Here is a 15,993-nt window from a genome sequence, read left to right as displayed (position 1 = left end):
CATGCTGAAACGCTTGCTTGTTGCGCTGGCCCTTTGCGCCAGCCCCGCTCTGGCCGTTGAGGAAGAGGTCGTTCTGGGCCTCAGCCAGGATCGCGTGGCCATCACCGCCAATTTTGACGGATCTGAGATCCTGGTCTTTGGCGCGGTCAAACGCCAAGCTCCCATTCCGCCGGGACCACCACTTGAAGTGATTGTCGCAGTGTCCGGTCCATCCAGTCCTGTCACCGTTCGGCGAAAAGAGCGCAAGCTTGGAATCTGGGTCAATACCGACAGTGTCCTCGTAGACGAAGCCCCCAGCTTCTATGCGGTTGCGACCAGCGCGCCCTTGAATGAGATTCTGTCAGATACCGAAGACCTGCGGTACAGCGTGTCAATCGAACGTGCCATCCGATCTGTTGGTGCTGCGATGAACATCCGCGGCGCGCAGGAATTCGCGGACGCTGTTATTCGTATCCGAGAGAACGAAGGTCTGTATTCCATTCGCGAAGACACCGTGGCCGTTGATGAACAAACCCTGTTCCGTACCTCAATCGACATGCCTGCGGATCTGACCGAAGGCGACTATGTGGCGCGCATCTTCCTAACCCGCGGCGGCGAGGTCGTTTCACAATTTGAGACCACCATCGACGTGCGCAAAGTAGGGTTGGAGCGGTTCTTGTACAACATGTCCCGCCAGCAACCGATCTGGTACGGCCTGATGTCTTTGGTCATTGCCATTGCGGCGGGTTGGGGTGCGTCAACCGCGTTCCGCCTATTGCGCGAGTAACTGATCGTTACCCGCGTCCGATATAGGGCATTGTCGTGGCCATCACGGTCATGAACTGAACGTTTGCCTCAAGCGGCAGGTTCGCCATGTGAAGAACGGACCGCGCTGCATCTTCGACGGCCATTGTTGGGTCGGGCTGCTGCCTGTCGGCAATGGCCGCGTCGACCAGGCCCTGCACCATCTGTGTTCGCGCATTGCCGATATCGATCTGCCCACAAGCGATATTGAAGCCCCGCCCGTCCAAAGACAGGCTGCGGGTCAGGCCCGTAATGGCGTGTTTCGTCGCCGAGTAATGCACCGAGTTGGGGCGCGGCACATGGGCGGCAATTGAGCCGTTATTGATGATGCGCCCGCCTTGCGGCGATTGGTGGCGCATGATCCGAAACGCCTCACGGGCACACAGGAACATGCCGTTCAGGTTGACGGCGACGCTTTGGTACCAATCGTCCAACGCGATCTCGTCAATCGTTCCCCCCGGCGCGAATATTCCCGCGTTGTTGAACAGAACATCCAAATGGCCCGCCTTACCCTGAAAGTCACCAAAGGCGGCCTCAACCGCTTGTGCATCGGTGACATCCGCGACCAATGGAATTGCGTTTGCGTGCTCTGCAGCCATTTCGTTCAGCTTGTCAGCACTGCGCGCCAATAGACCAACCGTCCATCCTTGGGCCAGAAACAATTCAGCCGTGGCGCGCCCTATGCCAGAACTTGCGCCGGTCACAATAATGGATGTCATGTCTCTTCTGCCTCCAAGGTCAGTGAGGCCGCCGGGACAGCGCGCAGGTCGTCCACACGCAGCGGATAAGTCGGCTTGGCAAGCCGGTTGCGTACGACCCAGATCAGCCTTTCCTGCGCGCGCGTGATGGCGACATAGGCCAAACGTTTCCACAGTGGTTGTCCAGCCTCGGTGCGGCCCATACGGGCAGCGGCATAAATATCCGGAGCGAAAACCTGAACAGTGTCCCACTGCGACCCTTGCGCCTTGTGAATGGTGACTGCTGCACCGTGCAAAAAGGTGGCGCCCATGCGCGCGGCAAAGGGAATGAACGGCTCTTCCTCGTCCGGTTTTTCAATCTTGACGATGGATGCGGCGCTGACCTGCGGGTCTTCTGCCCCCATCACGTGCAACCTGGAAAACCCCGGTTTGCGGCCAGGACCCAAATAGATGACCTGAGCGCCCTTGATCAGGCCGCGCGCCTCAAGATCCAGCCGTTTCTTGCGGTGTTTCAAAGGTAATTCGATACCATCGCAGATAAGCGGTTCGCCTTCCAACAATTCGGTATCCGGCGCGCCGTGAACGTTTCGAAAAGCCTGAATCAGCCGAATGCGGGTTGCATTGCGCCAGACCAAAACGGGACTGCGGGCCATCAGATCAACCTCGACCCGCTGCCCCCAGACCACACGGTCGTCCTTCCGGGCAGTCTGCTCAACCATGCGCTCAAAATCTTCGAACCCCATCTGAGGGTCCGACAGCGCATGGGCAAGGTCCAATATCGGGTTATCCGCATCCTGCCGATGAACCCGGTGAAGGATCTGTTTGCGCGGCTCGGGCAATGCTTCGAACACCATGCTGCCCGACTGATTGACCGGCGCCAATTGTGCCGGGTCACCAAACAGTAGAAGTGTTGGGAAGATTTCCTGCAGGTCTTCGAACTGCCGGTCATCCAGCATCGAGGCTTCATCCACAAACCCGATGTCCAACGGCTCGTCCCGGCGCTTCCAGCCGGTGATAAAATCAGAGCCCCGTAACCCTGCCGCGGCCAGAGCACCCGGGATGGACTTGTTGTTCTGGTAAAACGCCGCGGCGCGATCCAGCGCCTCTTCGGTCAGGCCCTCGATTTCGGGACGTTCGTCATTGCCTGCCAGCCATTCGGCGATCCGTTCGTATTCCGGGTCGTAGACGGGTGTGTAAAGGATACGGTGGATCGTTGTCGCTGGCACCCCGCGCAGACGCAATACGCTGGCCGCTTTGTTCGTCGGGGCCAGGATCGCCAGACTGCGTTTTTCACGAGCTTTGCGGCTTTCGAAATCGCCGGACACAATCTGAACGCCGGTGTCCGCAATGGCCTTATAAAGCTCGGCCAGCAGCAGGGTTTTTCCGGACCCTGCCTTTCCAATCACAGCCATCACACCGGATTTACTCGATCCCGGAAGCTTCAGCAGCGCGTCATCGTCAAGGTCAACACCTGCCGATTTCAGCATCTCAGAGATGCTGTCATACGCGGCGGCCTGGTCGTCAGAGTAAGTCACAGAGGGCAAAGACATGGCGCGACCCTACAAGCCCGCGCCAGCTATCACCAGATGTGGAATTCGGTTTTCACCCTGTCAGGCTGACAATGCAAACGGGTGCTGTCTGCCAACGCCGAAAGCCGTCTTGAACCACAGCCGCGACAATTCACGCGGGATGCCCGCGCGCTTGGCCACGCGGTTGCAGTCGTCCGCCGAATACGGCCACATCCCGACCGAGATTTGATCACGCCCTTTACCTTCGGTGCCCAGCACGATCGGAGATGATCCGATCAGGCGATAGATGCGAATCATACGCGCATCGAAAACACCCGCAATGTGGGTTAGACCAAACCCCTCCATCATCTCGCCGCCGCTAAGCATGATGGCCCCGGCCGTGTGCGGGCTTGCCGTGCGCGACAGGCAAAAGCGCGTCACTTCCCAGATCAAGGGGCTGTTGATTGGTTTGCCGCCCGTCAGGTGTCCAAACACCTCGTTCACCATAACCGGACCGGTGGTCGGCATCACGCGCATGGAGCCGCCGTGGCTGCCATCCGGTTCTTCCCAAATGACATAGATCGGGTTCAGATCATCGTACTGATCCCGCTCTTCCCCCTTGTCGTTGACATGAACATCCCAGCCCAGCCGGGTTTTGAATTGATCGGCGCGGTCCCGAAACATCCCCTCAGCCAGTTTTGGATATTTGTGCAATTCGTCAGCATAGACATAGCGCAACATGACTCTTTTCCCCTTGTCGTCCTGTGCAAGAACGAAGGGGGTACAAAGTCGTGGTTAATTTCCGGTTCTTACTGCGCGCGCGCCTTAAACGACTATTAACCCGCGGCTCAAGGCCGTTGCGATAGCATGAGTTGTGTTTTGCGCACCCAGCTTGGCGCGTGCGCTTTCGATATAAACCCTCAGCGTGTGTTCCGAGATCGACAAGGAATGAGCGACCTGCGCCCTGCTATAACCCAGGGCGAGCAAGGTCATGGCGTCCACTTCACGCGGCGACAATCCACGTGCAGAATCGGGCTGACGATCACTTTCAAACTCCAGCGCCTTTCGGTTGAAGTAATGCGCGATCAGGATCAGTTCGCGCCCATGCGTTTTGATGAACCTCTGCCAGGTGTCATCGTCACAGGTATGATTGACAGTAAACAAAGCGAATTGGCCATTCGGTCCGCGGATCGGAATGGAATAACCTTGATTGCCAACGCCGTGCTCTAATGCATCCTTCAAAAATGTCTTGGCAACCTTGCCCGACCAATCCAGCGTCTTCCAGTCCACAGGATGAAACCGTTGGAAACAGCCCAGTATGACCGGATCGATTCTATGATAGTTACGCTCGCGGTACCGTTCGGCCCAGACGTCGGGATAGGTGGTATAGCCGTATTGATCACCGGCCCCGTCGACCCAATGGTAAATCAGGTTTTCAATCTGCAGCCTGTCCCGCAGGCGAATGGCGACTTCGCTTAGTTCGTCAAGCGAGCTGGTGTTTTCCAAGTCCTCCAGAACCTGGCTCATATCGAGTTTTGTTGCCATCCGCTGGTGCCCGAACCTCATTCTTTCTGGACGAGATTTCAGCTGCGGCGATCAGCTTGGTGTCATCCAACTGCTCGGCAAGCGCGGTCAAACCGTTTTCAACAGCAAAGGCGCTGAGGTCCGACAGTACGTCCAGTATCCACTCATTTTGCGCCATCAGCGTCTCTCCGAAACGGTTAACGAAGGGTTAACACAACCATAGCATGAGGAAGTTTTTTTGGCCTATTCACTGATTTCTACTCCCCAAAAACAGCGGGGTATTCTCGCGTAAGCCTTTAAAAAGGTTAAGACCACCGCCCAAAAAGAAACACCCGCGAGCCAGAAAACCGATTCGCGGGTGTTTTGGATTTTGTCTGAGACGAAGTTAGTCGCGTGCGGCCAGAACCTCTTCCAAGGTGCGCATCCCGGTCTGCGGAGCCTGAACCAGCACCGACATGTTGCCCGGCTTATGCTCGTTCCGCAGCATCTTCATGTGCGCCTCGGGCAGATCATTCCAGGTGAACACTTCGGACATGCAGGGATCCAGGCGACGTTCAACCATCAGCTGGTTTGCAGCCGCTGCCTGCTTGAGGTGGGCAAAGTGCGAGCCCTGCAGACGCTTCTGGTGCATCCACATGTAACGCACATCGAAGGTCAGGTTGTAGCCGGTTGTACCAGCGCAGATCACAACCATGCCGCCCTTCTTCACAACAAAGGTCGAAACCGGGAAGGTGCTTTCGCCGGGGTGCTCGAACACCATGTCGACGTTGTTGCCTTTACCGGTGATGTCCCAAATGGCCTTGCCGAATTTGCGGGCTTCTTTGAACCACTCGGCATATTCTGGTGTGTTCACTGTGGGCAGCTGACCCCAGCAGTTGAAGTCTTTGCGGTTCAGAACGCCCTTGGCACCCAGACCCATGACAAAGTCACGCTTGCTTTCGTCTGAGATCACACCAATCGCGTTTGCACCTGCGGTGTTGATCAGCTGGATCGCATAGGAACCCAGACCACCCGACGCTCCCCAAACCAGAACGTTCTGGCCCGGCTTTAGGTCGTGTGGCTCATGACCAAACAGCATCCGGTAGGCAGTCGCCAGCGTCAGCGTGTAGCAAGCGCTTTCTTCCCAAGTCAGGTGCTTGGGCCGCGGCATCAGTTGCTGGGCCTGAACATTAGTGAACTGCGCGAACGAACCATCGGGGGTTTCATAGCCCCAAATCCGCTGGCTGTCCGAATACATCGGATCACCGCCGTTACAATGCTCGTCATCGCCATCATCCTGGTTGCAGTGGATGACGACCTCGTCACCAACTTTCCAGCGGGTCACTTTTGAACCAACGGCCCAAACGATGCCCGACGCATCAGAACCGGCAATGTGGTAAGGGGCCTTGTGGCCATCGAAGGGCGAAATCGGCTTACCCAGCGACGCCCATACTCCGTTGTAGTTGACGCCGGCAGCCATGACCAGAACCAGCACTTCGTGACTGTCCAGCTCGGGGACGTCCACGACTTCCTGAATCATCGCGGTGTCCGGGTCGCCGTGGCGCTCCTTGCGGATCGCCCACGCATACATTTTCTTGGGCACAAAACCCATCGGAGGGATTTCACCCATCTCATAGAGGTCTTTTTCCGGTGCCTCGTACGACGCGATGCCGCTGTCGGTGTCCAGAGCCATGTTGGCCTCCTTCAGTTCTAAACCTTTGCCGCGATGCAGAATCGCGTGCATTAACCGATGGAATATTGGCCTTTAGGAAATAATGCAACCGAAATCGGTGCTGTTTTGTAACTTTATGACCCAGCGGATGCAGAAATTTCCTTCGCATCCGCAGCATTTCCCTCGTCTGGTCCCATCGGAACCGAGGCTGCATAATACTCCAGAAGATCAACCCTTTGACCGGACAGGCATATTTTCCCGTCACTGCGCCTGAGAATTCGCCGTTCGACCAACTGATCAATCGCGGCTTCAACCGATGTCTGGTTCTCTTGGTCCGTCATTCCATTGCGACGCATGAGCTCGACAATCACCTGAACGGCATCGGCCTCCGACATCTCTTTATGCTTTTGCATTAGCCAACACGCGGCGGGTACAGGGACCAGCGGGATTGCAGCGCGGAGTCGCGTCATCAGGTCACGCGCTAAATCGGTCATCAGATCGCGCTGATGATCTGCCCGAAACGCCCGCAAGGAAACGGGCTGACCATATCGGACCGAGGCTAGGCCAAATCGTTTGTAGCGCCCGATCACGCGCCGCCAGAGCTGTTTGAGGATCCATCTGGTGATTACACCGATCCGCGCGCGAAACCGTCGTTCATTGCCTAATGCGGCACGCGTCAGAACAGTATCTTCGAGCACACGATCATAGTTCAGCGCCACGGGGACGAATACAACATCGCGGCCCTCTTCCGAGGTCCCGTCAATAATATATTTGAGCAAACCCAGCTTTGGACGACCCAGGGCACCAGTCAGACTTAGCCCACCTTCGGGGAACATGGCCTGCGTCACTCCTGCCGTGGTCGCGTGGCGCACATAACAGGACAGCACCTGACGATAGAGATCATTGCCGGACTTTCGCCGAATAAAATAAGCCCCCATCGCACGGATCAGACGGCTAAGGGGCCAGACACGGGCCCATTCGCCCACCGCATAAGAAAGGGCCGAATGTTGCGCTGCGAGGTAGGTAACGAGCACATAGTCCATATTGCTGCGATGATTCATGACGAAAACCACCGTGGCGTCGGGGTCGATGTTTTCGACAGCGTCTTCGTCCTGATAGCTAAGCTGCACGTGATAAAACGCATTGCTCAGCAAACGAGCCAGACGGATCGCAATGCTGAAATAGGCAACGGCTGAAAACGAGGGAACGATCTCACGCGCGTATCGCTGCGCTTGCTCGAACGCCACAGCATCGGGGACACCCGTTTCGCGTGCGTGATCCTGAACGGCCTGACCAACCTGCGGGTCATAGATCAGGCGCTGAATCATATCGTGACGGTGCGCCAACTTGAACGGCTGGATCGGCCGCTTCAGGCGCGTGTTCAATCGTTTCACCGCTCGTTCGAGTCGACGCCTGAAAAACCACCGCACCGACGGGAACAGAAAATGTGAAGCCAAAGTGACCACGGCAAACACCAGGATCAGCAAAAAAAGCCAAAGCGGAAGTTCCACGGTCTGAGTCATGCGTGCACCCTGCCACCAAACGCTGCGTCCTACAATCTGAAGAACCTAATATGCCGCGACGCAGCGAATTGACATGTCCCGAAAATTGCGCTTTAGAGGCCAGGAACGTAATTTTCTTGCCCAACCGAGACACGAGGTCCAGCTATGACGCAGACGCAGAAAGATCGCCCCTGGCTCATCCGAACCTATGCCGGTCATTCCACCGCCAAAGCGTCGAATGCGTTGTATCGCGGGAATCTGGCAAAAGGCCAGACGGGCCTGTCGGTGGCCTTCGATCTGCCCACGCAGACCGGTTATGACAGTGATCATACGCTCGCGCGCGGCGAAGTGGGCAAGGTTGGCGTGCCTGTCGGCCACCTGGGCGATATGCGAGTTCTGTTCGACCAGATTCCGTTGGAACAGATGAACACTTCGATGACGATCAACGCGACAGCGCCTTGGCTGCTTGCGCTTTACATCGCTGTGGCCGAGGAACAAGGCGCAGATATCTCCAAACTGCAGGGCACGGTACAAAACGACCTGATCAAGGAATACCTGAGCCGCGGCACCTATGTCTGCCCGCCCAAACCGTCGCTCAAGATGATCGCTGACGTGGCCGAGTACTGTTATACCAACGTGCCGAAATGGAACCCGATGAACGTGTGTTCCTATCACCTGCAAGAAGCCGGCGCGACACCGGAGCAAGAGCTGTCTTATGCGCTGGCCACCGCCATCGCCGTTCTGGACGAACTGCGCCCTCGTGTTCCCGCCGAGGATTTCCCAGCACTTTGCGGACGGATTTCGTTCTTTGTTAACGCAGGTATCCGCTTTGTCACTGAAATGTGCAAAATGCGCGCTTTCGTCGATCTTTGGGACGAAATCCTGCGCGACCGCTACGGCGTAGAGAACCCGAAATTCCGCCGATTCCGGTATGGCGTTCAGGTCAACTCGCTCGGTTTGACCGAGCAGCAGCCTGAAAACAACGTCTACCGCATCCTGATCGAGATGCTGGCCGTGACTCTTTCGAAAAAAGCCCGCGCCCGCGCAGTTCAGCTGCCTGCTTGGAACGAGGCACTGGGCCTGCCCCGCCCCTGGGATCAGCAGTGGTCCATGCGGATGCAACAGATTCTGGCCTATGAGACCGACCTTCTGGAATATGGTGACCTGTTCGATGGCAACCCCGCCGTGGACGCGAAGGTTGAAGAATTGAAAGAGGGCGCACGCGCTGAACTGGCCAATCTGGATTCAATGGGCGGAGCAGTAGCGTCAATCGAATACATGAAGTCACGGCTTGTTGATTCAAACGCTGAACGCCTGAACCGCATCGAACGGAACGAAACTGTCGTTGTCGGTGTGAACAAGTGGATCGAAGGCGAACCCTCGCCCCTGCAGACCGAAGATGGCGGCATCATGGTCGTTGACCCTGCTGTCGAACAAGAACAAATCGCGCGCCTGAATGAATGGCGGCAAGATCGCGATGACACAGCTGTCGCGGCGGCTCTGGCCGCGCTATGCGAAGCGGCGCAAAACGGCACCAACGTCATGGAGCCCTCAATCGCAGCTGCCAAGGCTGGTGTAACCACCGGTGAGTGGGCCGAAGAAATGCGCAAAGTCTACGGTACCTATCGTGGGCCCACGGGCGTTTCGGGCTCGGTCTCGAACAAGACAGAGGGCTTGGAAGATCTGCGGGCCGCAGTGGATGTGGTCAGCGACAAGCTTGGTCGCCGTCTGAAGTTCCTGGTCGGCAAGCCGGGGCTGGACGGTCACTCGAACGGGGCCGAACAGATCGCATTCCGCGCCCGGGATTGCGGGATGGATATCAGTTACGAAGGTATTCGCCTGACTCCCGAGGAAATCGTAACCGCCGCTGCGGATGACGACGCACATGTGATCGGTCTATCTATTCTGTCAGGCAGCCACATTCCGCTTGTGCAGGACGTCATGAACCGGCTGCGCGAGGCCGGGCTGAATCATATTCCGGTGATTGTAGGTGGCATCATCCCCGATGACGACGCCGCAAAGCTTACTGCAATGGGTGTTGCAAAGATCTATACGCCCAAGAATTTCGAACTGAATGCAATCATGGGCGATATCGTCACTCTTGTAGATCCTCAAAACCTGGCTGCCGAGTAACTCCGGTCAATTTGAACTGATCCTGTTTCTATCCCTGAATAAAAGGGGATAGATAATCCTTTTCTTTGGAATTACGGTGTGCCATCGGTAACGCCGTTAATGACTATTTCCTGGGAGAGGGTGAATGTCGGGGACAAATCTGGAAAATATGTCGCGCAAGGATCTACTTGAATTGCGCGATCAGGTGGAAAAGGCGCTTATTGGTGCAGAAAAACGCGAACGCAAAGAAGCGCTGAAAGCGGCGGAAAAAGCCGCAGCTGAATTCGGGTTCTCTTTGTCGGAACTGTCAAAAGACAATCCGATATCTGGAAAAGCCACAAAAGCGAAATACAAAAACCCCGCCAATCCAGAACAAACATGGTCGGGTCGTGGTCGAAAGCCGCAATGGATTCATGACGCATTGAATTCCGGCGCAGATATTTCGGATCTGGAAGTCTAATTTCTAATTGGAACGTACCCCAAAATGACAATTCATATTGGAGCCGAAAAAGGCGATATTGCAGAAACGGTTCTTTTGCCCGGCGATCCCTATCGTGCAAAATGGGCGGCTGAAACGTTCCTGGACGACGTGAAGAAAGTCAATGACGTGCGCGGCATGTTGGGCTTTACGGGACGCTGGAAAGATAATCCTGTCACCATTCAAGGTAGCGGGATGGGCATGCCATCCTTGTCGATATACGTCAACGAACTGATCCGGGACTATGGTGCCAAAACGCTGATCCGTATCGGCTCTTGCGGGGGCATGCAGGACAGTGTGAATGTCCGCGATGTGATCCTGGCGATGACCTCGACCACGCTTAGCACACCGTCACGCGGCATCATGAAAGAGCTGAATTTCGCACCCTGTGCTGATTGGGGGCTGCTTCAGGCGGCGGCTCAGGCGGCTGCGGCCAAAGGCACGCCAACCCATATCGGCGGCATCTATTCGTCGGACGTCTTCTATGACGAACGCCCAGATCTGAACGAACAGATGGTACGGCACGGTATTCTCGGGGTCGAGATGGAAGCTGCGGAGCTGTACATTCTGGCCGCGCGGCACAATTGCCGCGCATTGGCTGTTCTAACCGTTTCCGATCACTTGCTGACCGGCGAATCTTTGCCCTCAGCTGAACGCGAAAGCAGTTTTGGCGATATGGTTGAAGTCGCACTTCAGGCGGCATTCCCGGCAGCGTGAATGCAAAAACGTAGGGTGGGAAGCCGCCCTGCTATTGACCCTTCAGACATTGAGTTGGCGCGTCGCTGCCCTGCTGCTGCGCGCCACAGAATGCACACACCCAAACGCCTTCCTTACGGTGCTGCCGCCAGCGGCAGTCCCGGCTCAGGGACGAGGTGCGCGAGCGCCACAGAAAATAGGCAAACACGCCGCCTGCCAAAATAAGAAGCAAAATGGGCATGACCAATGCATGACCCATTTTGAGTGCCGGCCGCAAGCCTGACGTCGACTTAGGCTGCGTTTGCGTATTCGAAAAGCTCAGGTTCGTGCTTTTCTTCCACCTCTACAGGCTCGGGAGTGTAGTAGGTCCACGCTTGATTTATAAGCTCCAGAGCTTCAACAGCGCTCGTTTTGGATTGTTGTCTTTGATTTTGCATCGGAGCGGTCCCGTTTTCGGTCTCATCACTCCTCCCTGATCACAAAGATAGTCTGGATCAGGGGCCATCGCATTACACAAATCTGCAACTGCGACATGCACTTACCGCAAGGCGGCAAGTGCATGATTTTCATACGCTTTAAACTGCGCGATCAACCATCATCTTTTTGATTTCGGCAATCGCCTTGGCCGGGTTCAGACCCTTCGGACAGGTCTTGGCGCAATTCATGATCGTGTGGCAGCGATACAGCTTGAACGGGTCTTCCAACTCATCCAGACGTTCACCAGTGGCTTCGTCACGGCTGTCGATGATCCAGCGATACGCATGCAAAAGCGCAGCGGGGCCAAGGTAGCGATCCCCGTTCCACCAATAACTGGGGCACGAGGTCGAGCAGCTGGCGCACATCACGCATTCATACAGCCCATCCAGTTTCTTGCGATCTTCGATTGATTGCTTCCACTCTTTCGCAGGACGGTTGGTCTTAGTTTCCAGCCACGGCATGATGCTTGCATGCTGCGCATAGAAATGCGTCAGGTCCGGGATCAGGTCCTTGACGACAGGCATATGCGGCAGCGGATAAATCTTAACGTCACCCTTGATTTCATCCATGCCGTAGATACAGGCCAGCGTGTTGATCCCGTCGATATTCATCGCGCAGGAACCGCAGATACCTTCGCGGCAGGACCGGCGGAAGGTCAAGGTTGGGTCGATTTCATTCTTGATCTTGATCAGCGCGTCCAGAACCATCGGGCCGCAGCTGTCCATATCGACAAAATAGGTGTCCACACGTGGATTTTGACCGTCATCCGGGTTCCAGCGATAGATCTGGAATTTACGAACATTGGCCGCGCCTTCAGGCTTTGGCCAAGTTTTACCTGTAGTAATCCGAGAGTTCTTTGGCAGGGTGAGTTGTACCATTTCCGACCTCGCTAAAATCCTGCGTATAGATATACTCGGCGGGCCGGAAAGCCAACCTTTTAACCTTGAAAACACCCAAGAAAATTGGGCAAGTTCACCACAAAATTCCCACGGCGCACAAGGATCGTGCCGCTGAAGAAACGAGTTGAGTTCAGGACAGCGCATGTCGATTAATGTCGTCAACATACCTTACGGCAATAAGAACCCCTACCAGAACATGCTGTATTCGGCCTGTAAGCCAGAGTTCTGCTTGATTGCTTCCAGAAGCGCTCCTTTGTCCGCGTTTGCAAAGGCTGATTTTCAACCCGATCAAAGCATCATTCATATTCATTGGGACGACCGGTTGTTCCCCAAGCCGGAAACGGAAGCGCAGGCTTCTGATTTTCGGTCTACCTGTGACGGCATGAGACAATACCAGGCCAATGGCGGGCGCGTGATCTGGACCATTCACAATCAGTTCGCGCATTCCGAAGGAGTCAAGACAGATTACTTCCGCAATAACCGCCGGGAATTAGCGGAAATTGTCGACCTGATTCACGTTCACACGCCCCATGCCCGGCAACATATGATTGATGAATATGGCACTGACCCCGATAAACTGCGCCTCATTCCGCATCCGAGCTATCTTGGTGTTTACGAGCCGTCAGAGCAAACGTTGAAACGCCCCCTTCCCCTGCGCGAGCGCACCCATTTCTTAAGCTTTGGAACAATGCGGGGCAGCCGTGAATTGGAACGGTTGGAAGATGCCGCAAAAAAAATGACCAATCGTGGTCACGACTTTCAGGTATCAGTCGTCGGGCGGGTGTATCCGTCCGGCCGCCGCCTGATGCGCCGCATGCGATCAAACCGAAATACTACTGTTATGCCTGAACGAATTCCTGATTCCGAAATAACCCAAGTGTTCTCAAATGCGCATGCATACATGCTGCCGTCGACGACCACTTTTACCTCGGGAACGGCAATGCTGGCGCAGACCTTTGGCTTGCCGATTATCGGCCCCGACATTGATGCGCACAAGCATACTACACCAGAGGCCTGTCATGATCTGCTCTATCCCGCGCAAAACCCAAGAGGCTTGATCCGCATGATGATGCGTGTACTCAGCATGTCCGATGAGGAGTTGGCCAAAAAACGTCAGGCCTGTCTCGACTTTGCGGTTGAACGCAGCCCGCACCGAATATCCGGCGACCTGAAACGTGCGCTGTCTGAGCTGACCTAGATGCGGTCACCCGTTACACGATACCCGTCGTACGCGGTAAAAAACTGATTTCATCCAAACCTGGCGCGTCTTTCTGGTAAAAGTCATGAAGAATGTTTCGTGCTCACCTTCGGTAGGCACGCGCCGAACAAATCCACTGTTCTCGCGATCGATGACCCTGCTTTCAATGCCGTTTTCATACGACCAACGCGCATAACACACATCCACGAATTTCTGGCTGGTTTCCACGTACTTGTAGGGCGCAATGTTACGGCCAAGCGCAACCAATGCCTCTGTTCCCAGTCGGTCCACACGCTGCATGTTTTGTAACAGTTGGCCGAACTTAATTGGTGTTCTTTGATGAACGTTTTCGGGAGCCGTACTGGACTAGGTGGTCCCATGCGTGCCGATGACTACTTTGTCCGCGTCGTGGTTTTCTAGGCATTTGACCATGCGCTGAACATAATCATCGCTGTAGCTCAAATCGTCGTCGCCCAAAAACGGGCAGTTAGACAACCTAAATCTTGCAAGCATTTAATGGCAGGCTGGCTGACCCACAATAAAGGGCCGCAGACATCATGTCAGCGGCCCTTTCTATTCTTCGTTTCACTAATCCGCCGCATGTGCCGTCCGATTAGCGAGCCACTTCAAGGCGGGGTCCGCTTGATCAGAACGTCCGCGCTTTGGGCGCGATTTTCTTCAGGCTGATGCCGCCTTCGTCTTCGGTTGTCAGCGGATCGGCAATGACCGGGCGATAGCTAAGATCAACCTTGTTGCCATCAACACGCGACACTGTGTGGACGCGCCAGTTTTCATCATCACGCTCGGTGAAATCCTCATGCGCGTGCGCGCCGCGGGATTCCTTACGCGCCTCGGCGCCGACAATCGTGGCCAACGCACTTGGCATCAGGTTGGTCAGCTCCAGCGTTTCCATCAGGTCGCTGTTCCAGACCAGCGAGCGGTCGCTGACTTTTAGGTCGTCCATCTTGGCGGCGATCTCCGTCATCTTGTCGACGCCCTCGGCCATGGTTTTTGCTGTCCGGAAGACCGCTGCGTCTTCCTGCATGGTCTTCTGCATCTCAAGACGCAGATCGGCGGTAGCGATTGCACCGCTGGCATTACGTACCGCGTCAAAGCGGTCGAACGCCTTATCGACGGACGCCTGGTTCAGCACCGGGTTCGGTGCCTCGGCATCCACTACCTTGCCCGCTTTGATTGCAGCAGCGCGGCCAAACACCACGAGGTCGATCAGTGAGTTCGAGCCCAGACGGTTCGCCCCGTGAACCGAGGCACAGCCTGCTTCACCCACAGCCATCAATCCGGGGACAACGCCCGTCGGGTTGTCAGCGGTCGGGTTCAGAACCTCACCCCAATAGTTGGTTGGAATGCCGCCCATGTTGTAGTGCACGGTCGGCAGAACCGGTATCGGTTCCTTGGTGACGTCTACGCCCGCAAAGACACGTGCAGACTCGGAAATCCCCGGCAGACGTTCGGCCAGCGCCTCGGCCGGCAGGTGGCTGAGGTTCAGGTGAATGTGGTCGCCACCGTCACCATGGCCGCGACCTTCGCGGATCTCCATCGTCATCGAACGCGAGACGTAATCGCGAGGTGCGAGGTCCTTGTACTGGGGCGCGTAGCGTTCCATGAACCGTTCGCCTTCGCTGTTGGTCAAGTAACCACCCTCGCCTCGCGCACCTTCGGTGATCAGGCAACCCGAGCCGTAGATGCCGGTCGGGTGGAACTGTACGAATTCCATATCCTGCAGCGCCAGACCCGCGCGGGCCACCATGCCGCCGCCATCGCCGGTACAGGTATGGGCCGAGGTCGCGCTGAAATAGGCACGACCATAGCCGCCGGTCGCCAACACCACCATTTTGGCATTGAAGACGTGCATCGTGCCGTCATCCAACTTCCAGCAGACGACGCCCTGACATTGCCCGTCTTCGGACATGATCAGGTCGATGGCAAAGTATTCGATATAGAACTCGGCGTTGTTCTTGAGGCTTTGACCATAGAGCGTGTGCAGGATCGCGTGACCGGTCCGGTCCGCAGCAGCACAGGTCCGCTGCACGGCAGGACCTTCGCCGAATTCGGTGGTGTGACCACCAAACGGGCGTTGATAGATCTTGCCTTCTTCAGTACGGCTGAACGGAACACCGTAGTGTTCCAGCTCATACACGGCCTTGGGTGCCTCACGCGCAAGGTATTCCATTGCATCGGTGTCACCCAGCCAGTCCGAGCCTTTGACGGTGTCGTACATGTGCCACTGCCAGTGGTCCGGACCCATATTGGACAGAGATGCGGCGATCCCGCCCTGCGCGGCAACCGTGTGCGAACGCGTCGGGAACACTTTGGTCACGCACGCTGTACGCAGACCCTGCTCAGCCATGCCCAGCGTGGCGCGCAGACCTGCGCCGCCAGCGCCGACAACAACCACGTCATATTCGTGTGTTTCGTATTCGTATGCAGCTGTCATTTGATTATTTCC

The 15,993-nt window shown here is 56.1% G+C and carries 14 protein-coding genes and 1 pseudogene; 5 read left to right on the top strand and 10 right to left on the bottom strand.

The genetic code is table 11. The features are described from left to right. Window position 1: 1 nt before the first annotated feature. Window positions 2-766, top strand: a complete 765-nt coding sequence (locus AC2FFP_RS11215; RefSeq protein ID WP_496767494.1) for a TIGR02186 family protein — start codon at window positions 2-4, stop codon at window positions 764-766. A 7-nt stretch (window positions 767-773) separates the two neighbouring features. Here the strand turns inward: AC2FFP_RS11215 and AC2FFP_RS11210 are convergent, their stop codons facing one another. From AC2FFP_RS11210 to AC2FFP_RS11180, 7 genes are all read right to left on the bottom strand, one after another. Beyond that, window positions 774-1,502, bottom strand: a complete 729-nt coding sequence (locus tag AC2FFP_RS11210; RefSeq protein WP_496767496.1) for an SDR family oxidoreductase — start codon at window positions 1,500-1,502, stop codon at window positions 774-776. Beyond that, complete coding sequence (locus AC2FFP_RS11205) at window positions 1,499-3,031, bottom strand: ATP-dependent DNA helicase (protein ID WP_496881036.1); 1,533 nt, start codon at window positions 3,029-3,031, stop codon at window positions 1,499-1,501. Before AC2FFP_RS11205 ends, AC2FFP_RS11210 begins: the two co-directional genes overlap by 4 nt. 60 nt (window positions 3,032-3,091) lie before the next feature. After that, window positions 3,092-3,730: an acyl-homoserine-lactone synthase gene (locus AC2FFP_RS11200; RefSeq protein WP_496738923.1), complete on the bottom strand. Its 639-nt coding sequence runs from the start codon at window positions 3,728-3,730 to the stop codon at window positions 3,092-3,094. 84 nt (window positions 3,731-3,814) lie between these two features. After that, a complete protein-coding gene (locus AC2FFP_RS11195; RefSeq protein WP_496778913.1) occupies window positions 3,815-4,534 on the bottom strand; it encodes a helix-turn-helix transcriptional regulator in 720 nt (239 codons plus the stop codon). After that, window positions 4,473-4,691 (bottom strand): hypothetical protein, encoded by a 219-nt coding sequence (locus tag AC2FFP_RS11190; protein ID WP_058278773.1) that lies wholly within the window; start codon window positions 4,689-4,691, stop codon window positions 4,473-4,475. Before AC2FFP_RS11190 ends, AC2FFP_RS11195 begins: the two co-directional genes overlap by 62 nt. Window positions 4,692-4,898: 207 nt before the next feature. After that, window positions 4,899-6,185 (bottom strand): crotonyl-CoA carboxylase/reductase, encoded by a 1,287-nt coding sequence (ccrA, locus tag AC2FFP_RS11185; protein WP_496725843.1) that lies wholly within the window; start codon window positions 6,183-6,185, stop codon window positions 4,899-4,901. A gap of 113 nt (window positions 6,186-6,298) precedes the next feature. Next, window positions 6,299-7,687 (bottom strand): 1-acyl-sn-glycerol-3-phosphate acyltransferase, encoded by a 1,389-nt coding sequence (locus AC2FFP_RS11180; protein WP_496767502.1) that lies wholly within the window; start codon window positions 7,685-7,687, stop codon window positions 6,299-6,301. A gap of 141 nt (window positions 7,688-7,828) precedes the next feature. On the opposite strand from AC2FFP_RS11180, the pseudogene AC2FFP_RS11175 reads away from it, so the two are divergent. The 3 genes and pseudogenes from AC2FFP_RS11175 to deoD form a co-directional block, all read left to right on the top strand. After that, window positions 7,829-9,799, top strand: a pseudogene (locus AC2FFP_RS11175) (protein meaA); the annotation flags it as partial. Between the two features lie 124 nt (window positions 9,800-9,923). Further along, window positions 9,924-10,238, top strand: coding sequence for an H-NS histone family protein (locus AC2FFP_RS11170; RefSeq protein ID WP_496734370.1), 315 nt, complete (start codon window positions 9,924-9,926; stop codon window positions 10,236-10,238). Window positions 10,239-10,262: 24 nt separating this feature from the next. Continuing rightward, complete coding sequence (deoD, locus tag AC2FFP_RS11165; RefSeq protein WP_496725840.1) at window positions 10,263-10,973, top strand: purine-nucleoside phosphorylase; 711 nt, start codon at window positions 10,263-10,265, stop codon at window positions 10,971-10,973. A gap of 554 nt (window positions 10,974-11,527) precedes the next feature. On the opposite strand, the gene AC2FFP_RS11160 is transcribed toward deoD, so the two are convergent. Beyond that, window positions 11,528-12,307 (bottom strand): succinate dehydrogenase iron-sulfur subunit, encoded by a 780-nt coding sequence (locus AC2FFP_RS11160; protein WP_058273522.1) that lies wholly within the window; start codon window positions 12,305-12,307, stop codon window positions 11,528-11,530. A gap of 163 nt (window positions 12,308-12,470) precedes the next feature. On the opposite strand from AC2FFP_RS11160, the gene AC2FFP_RS11155 reads away from it, so the two are divergent. Then, on the top strand, window positions 12,471-13,526 hold the full coding sequence (locus tag AC2FFP_RS11155) for a glycosyltransferase family 4 protein (protein WP_496778917.1): 1,056 nt from the start codon (window positions 12,471-12,473) through the stop codon (window positions 13,524-13,526). A gap of 6 nt (window positions 13,527-13,532) precedes the next feature. Here AC2FFP_RS11155 and AC2FFP_RS11150 read toward each other — a convergent pair whose 3' ends face one another. Further along, a complete protein-coding gene (locus AC2FFP_RS11150) occupies window positions 13,533-13,826 on the bottom strand; it encodes a hypothetical protein (RefSeq protein WP_496881035.1) in 294 nt (97 codons plus the stop codon). A gap of 346 nt (window positions 13,827-14,172) precedes the next feature. After that, the gene (gene sdhA, locus AC2FFP_RS11145; protein ID WP_496767513.1) at window positions 14,173-15,981 is read right to left on the bottom strand and encodes a succinate dehydrogenase flavoprotein subunit; all 1,809 of its coding nucleotides are present in this window, start codon (window positions 15,979-15,981) and stop codon (window positions 14,173-14,175) included. Window positions 15,982-15,993 lie beyond the last annotated feature (12 nt).

It is taken from the genome of Ruegeria sp. YTSC004, assembly GCF_059609805.1.
Note: the sequence above shows the minus strand (reverse complement) of the source record. Positions and strands in the feature narration are given on the sequence as shown.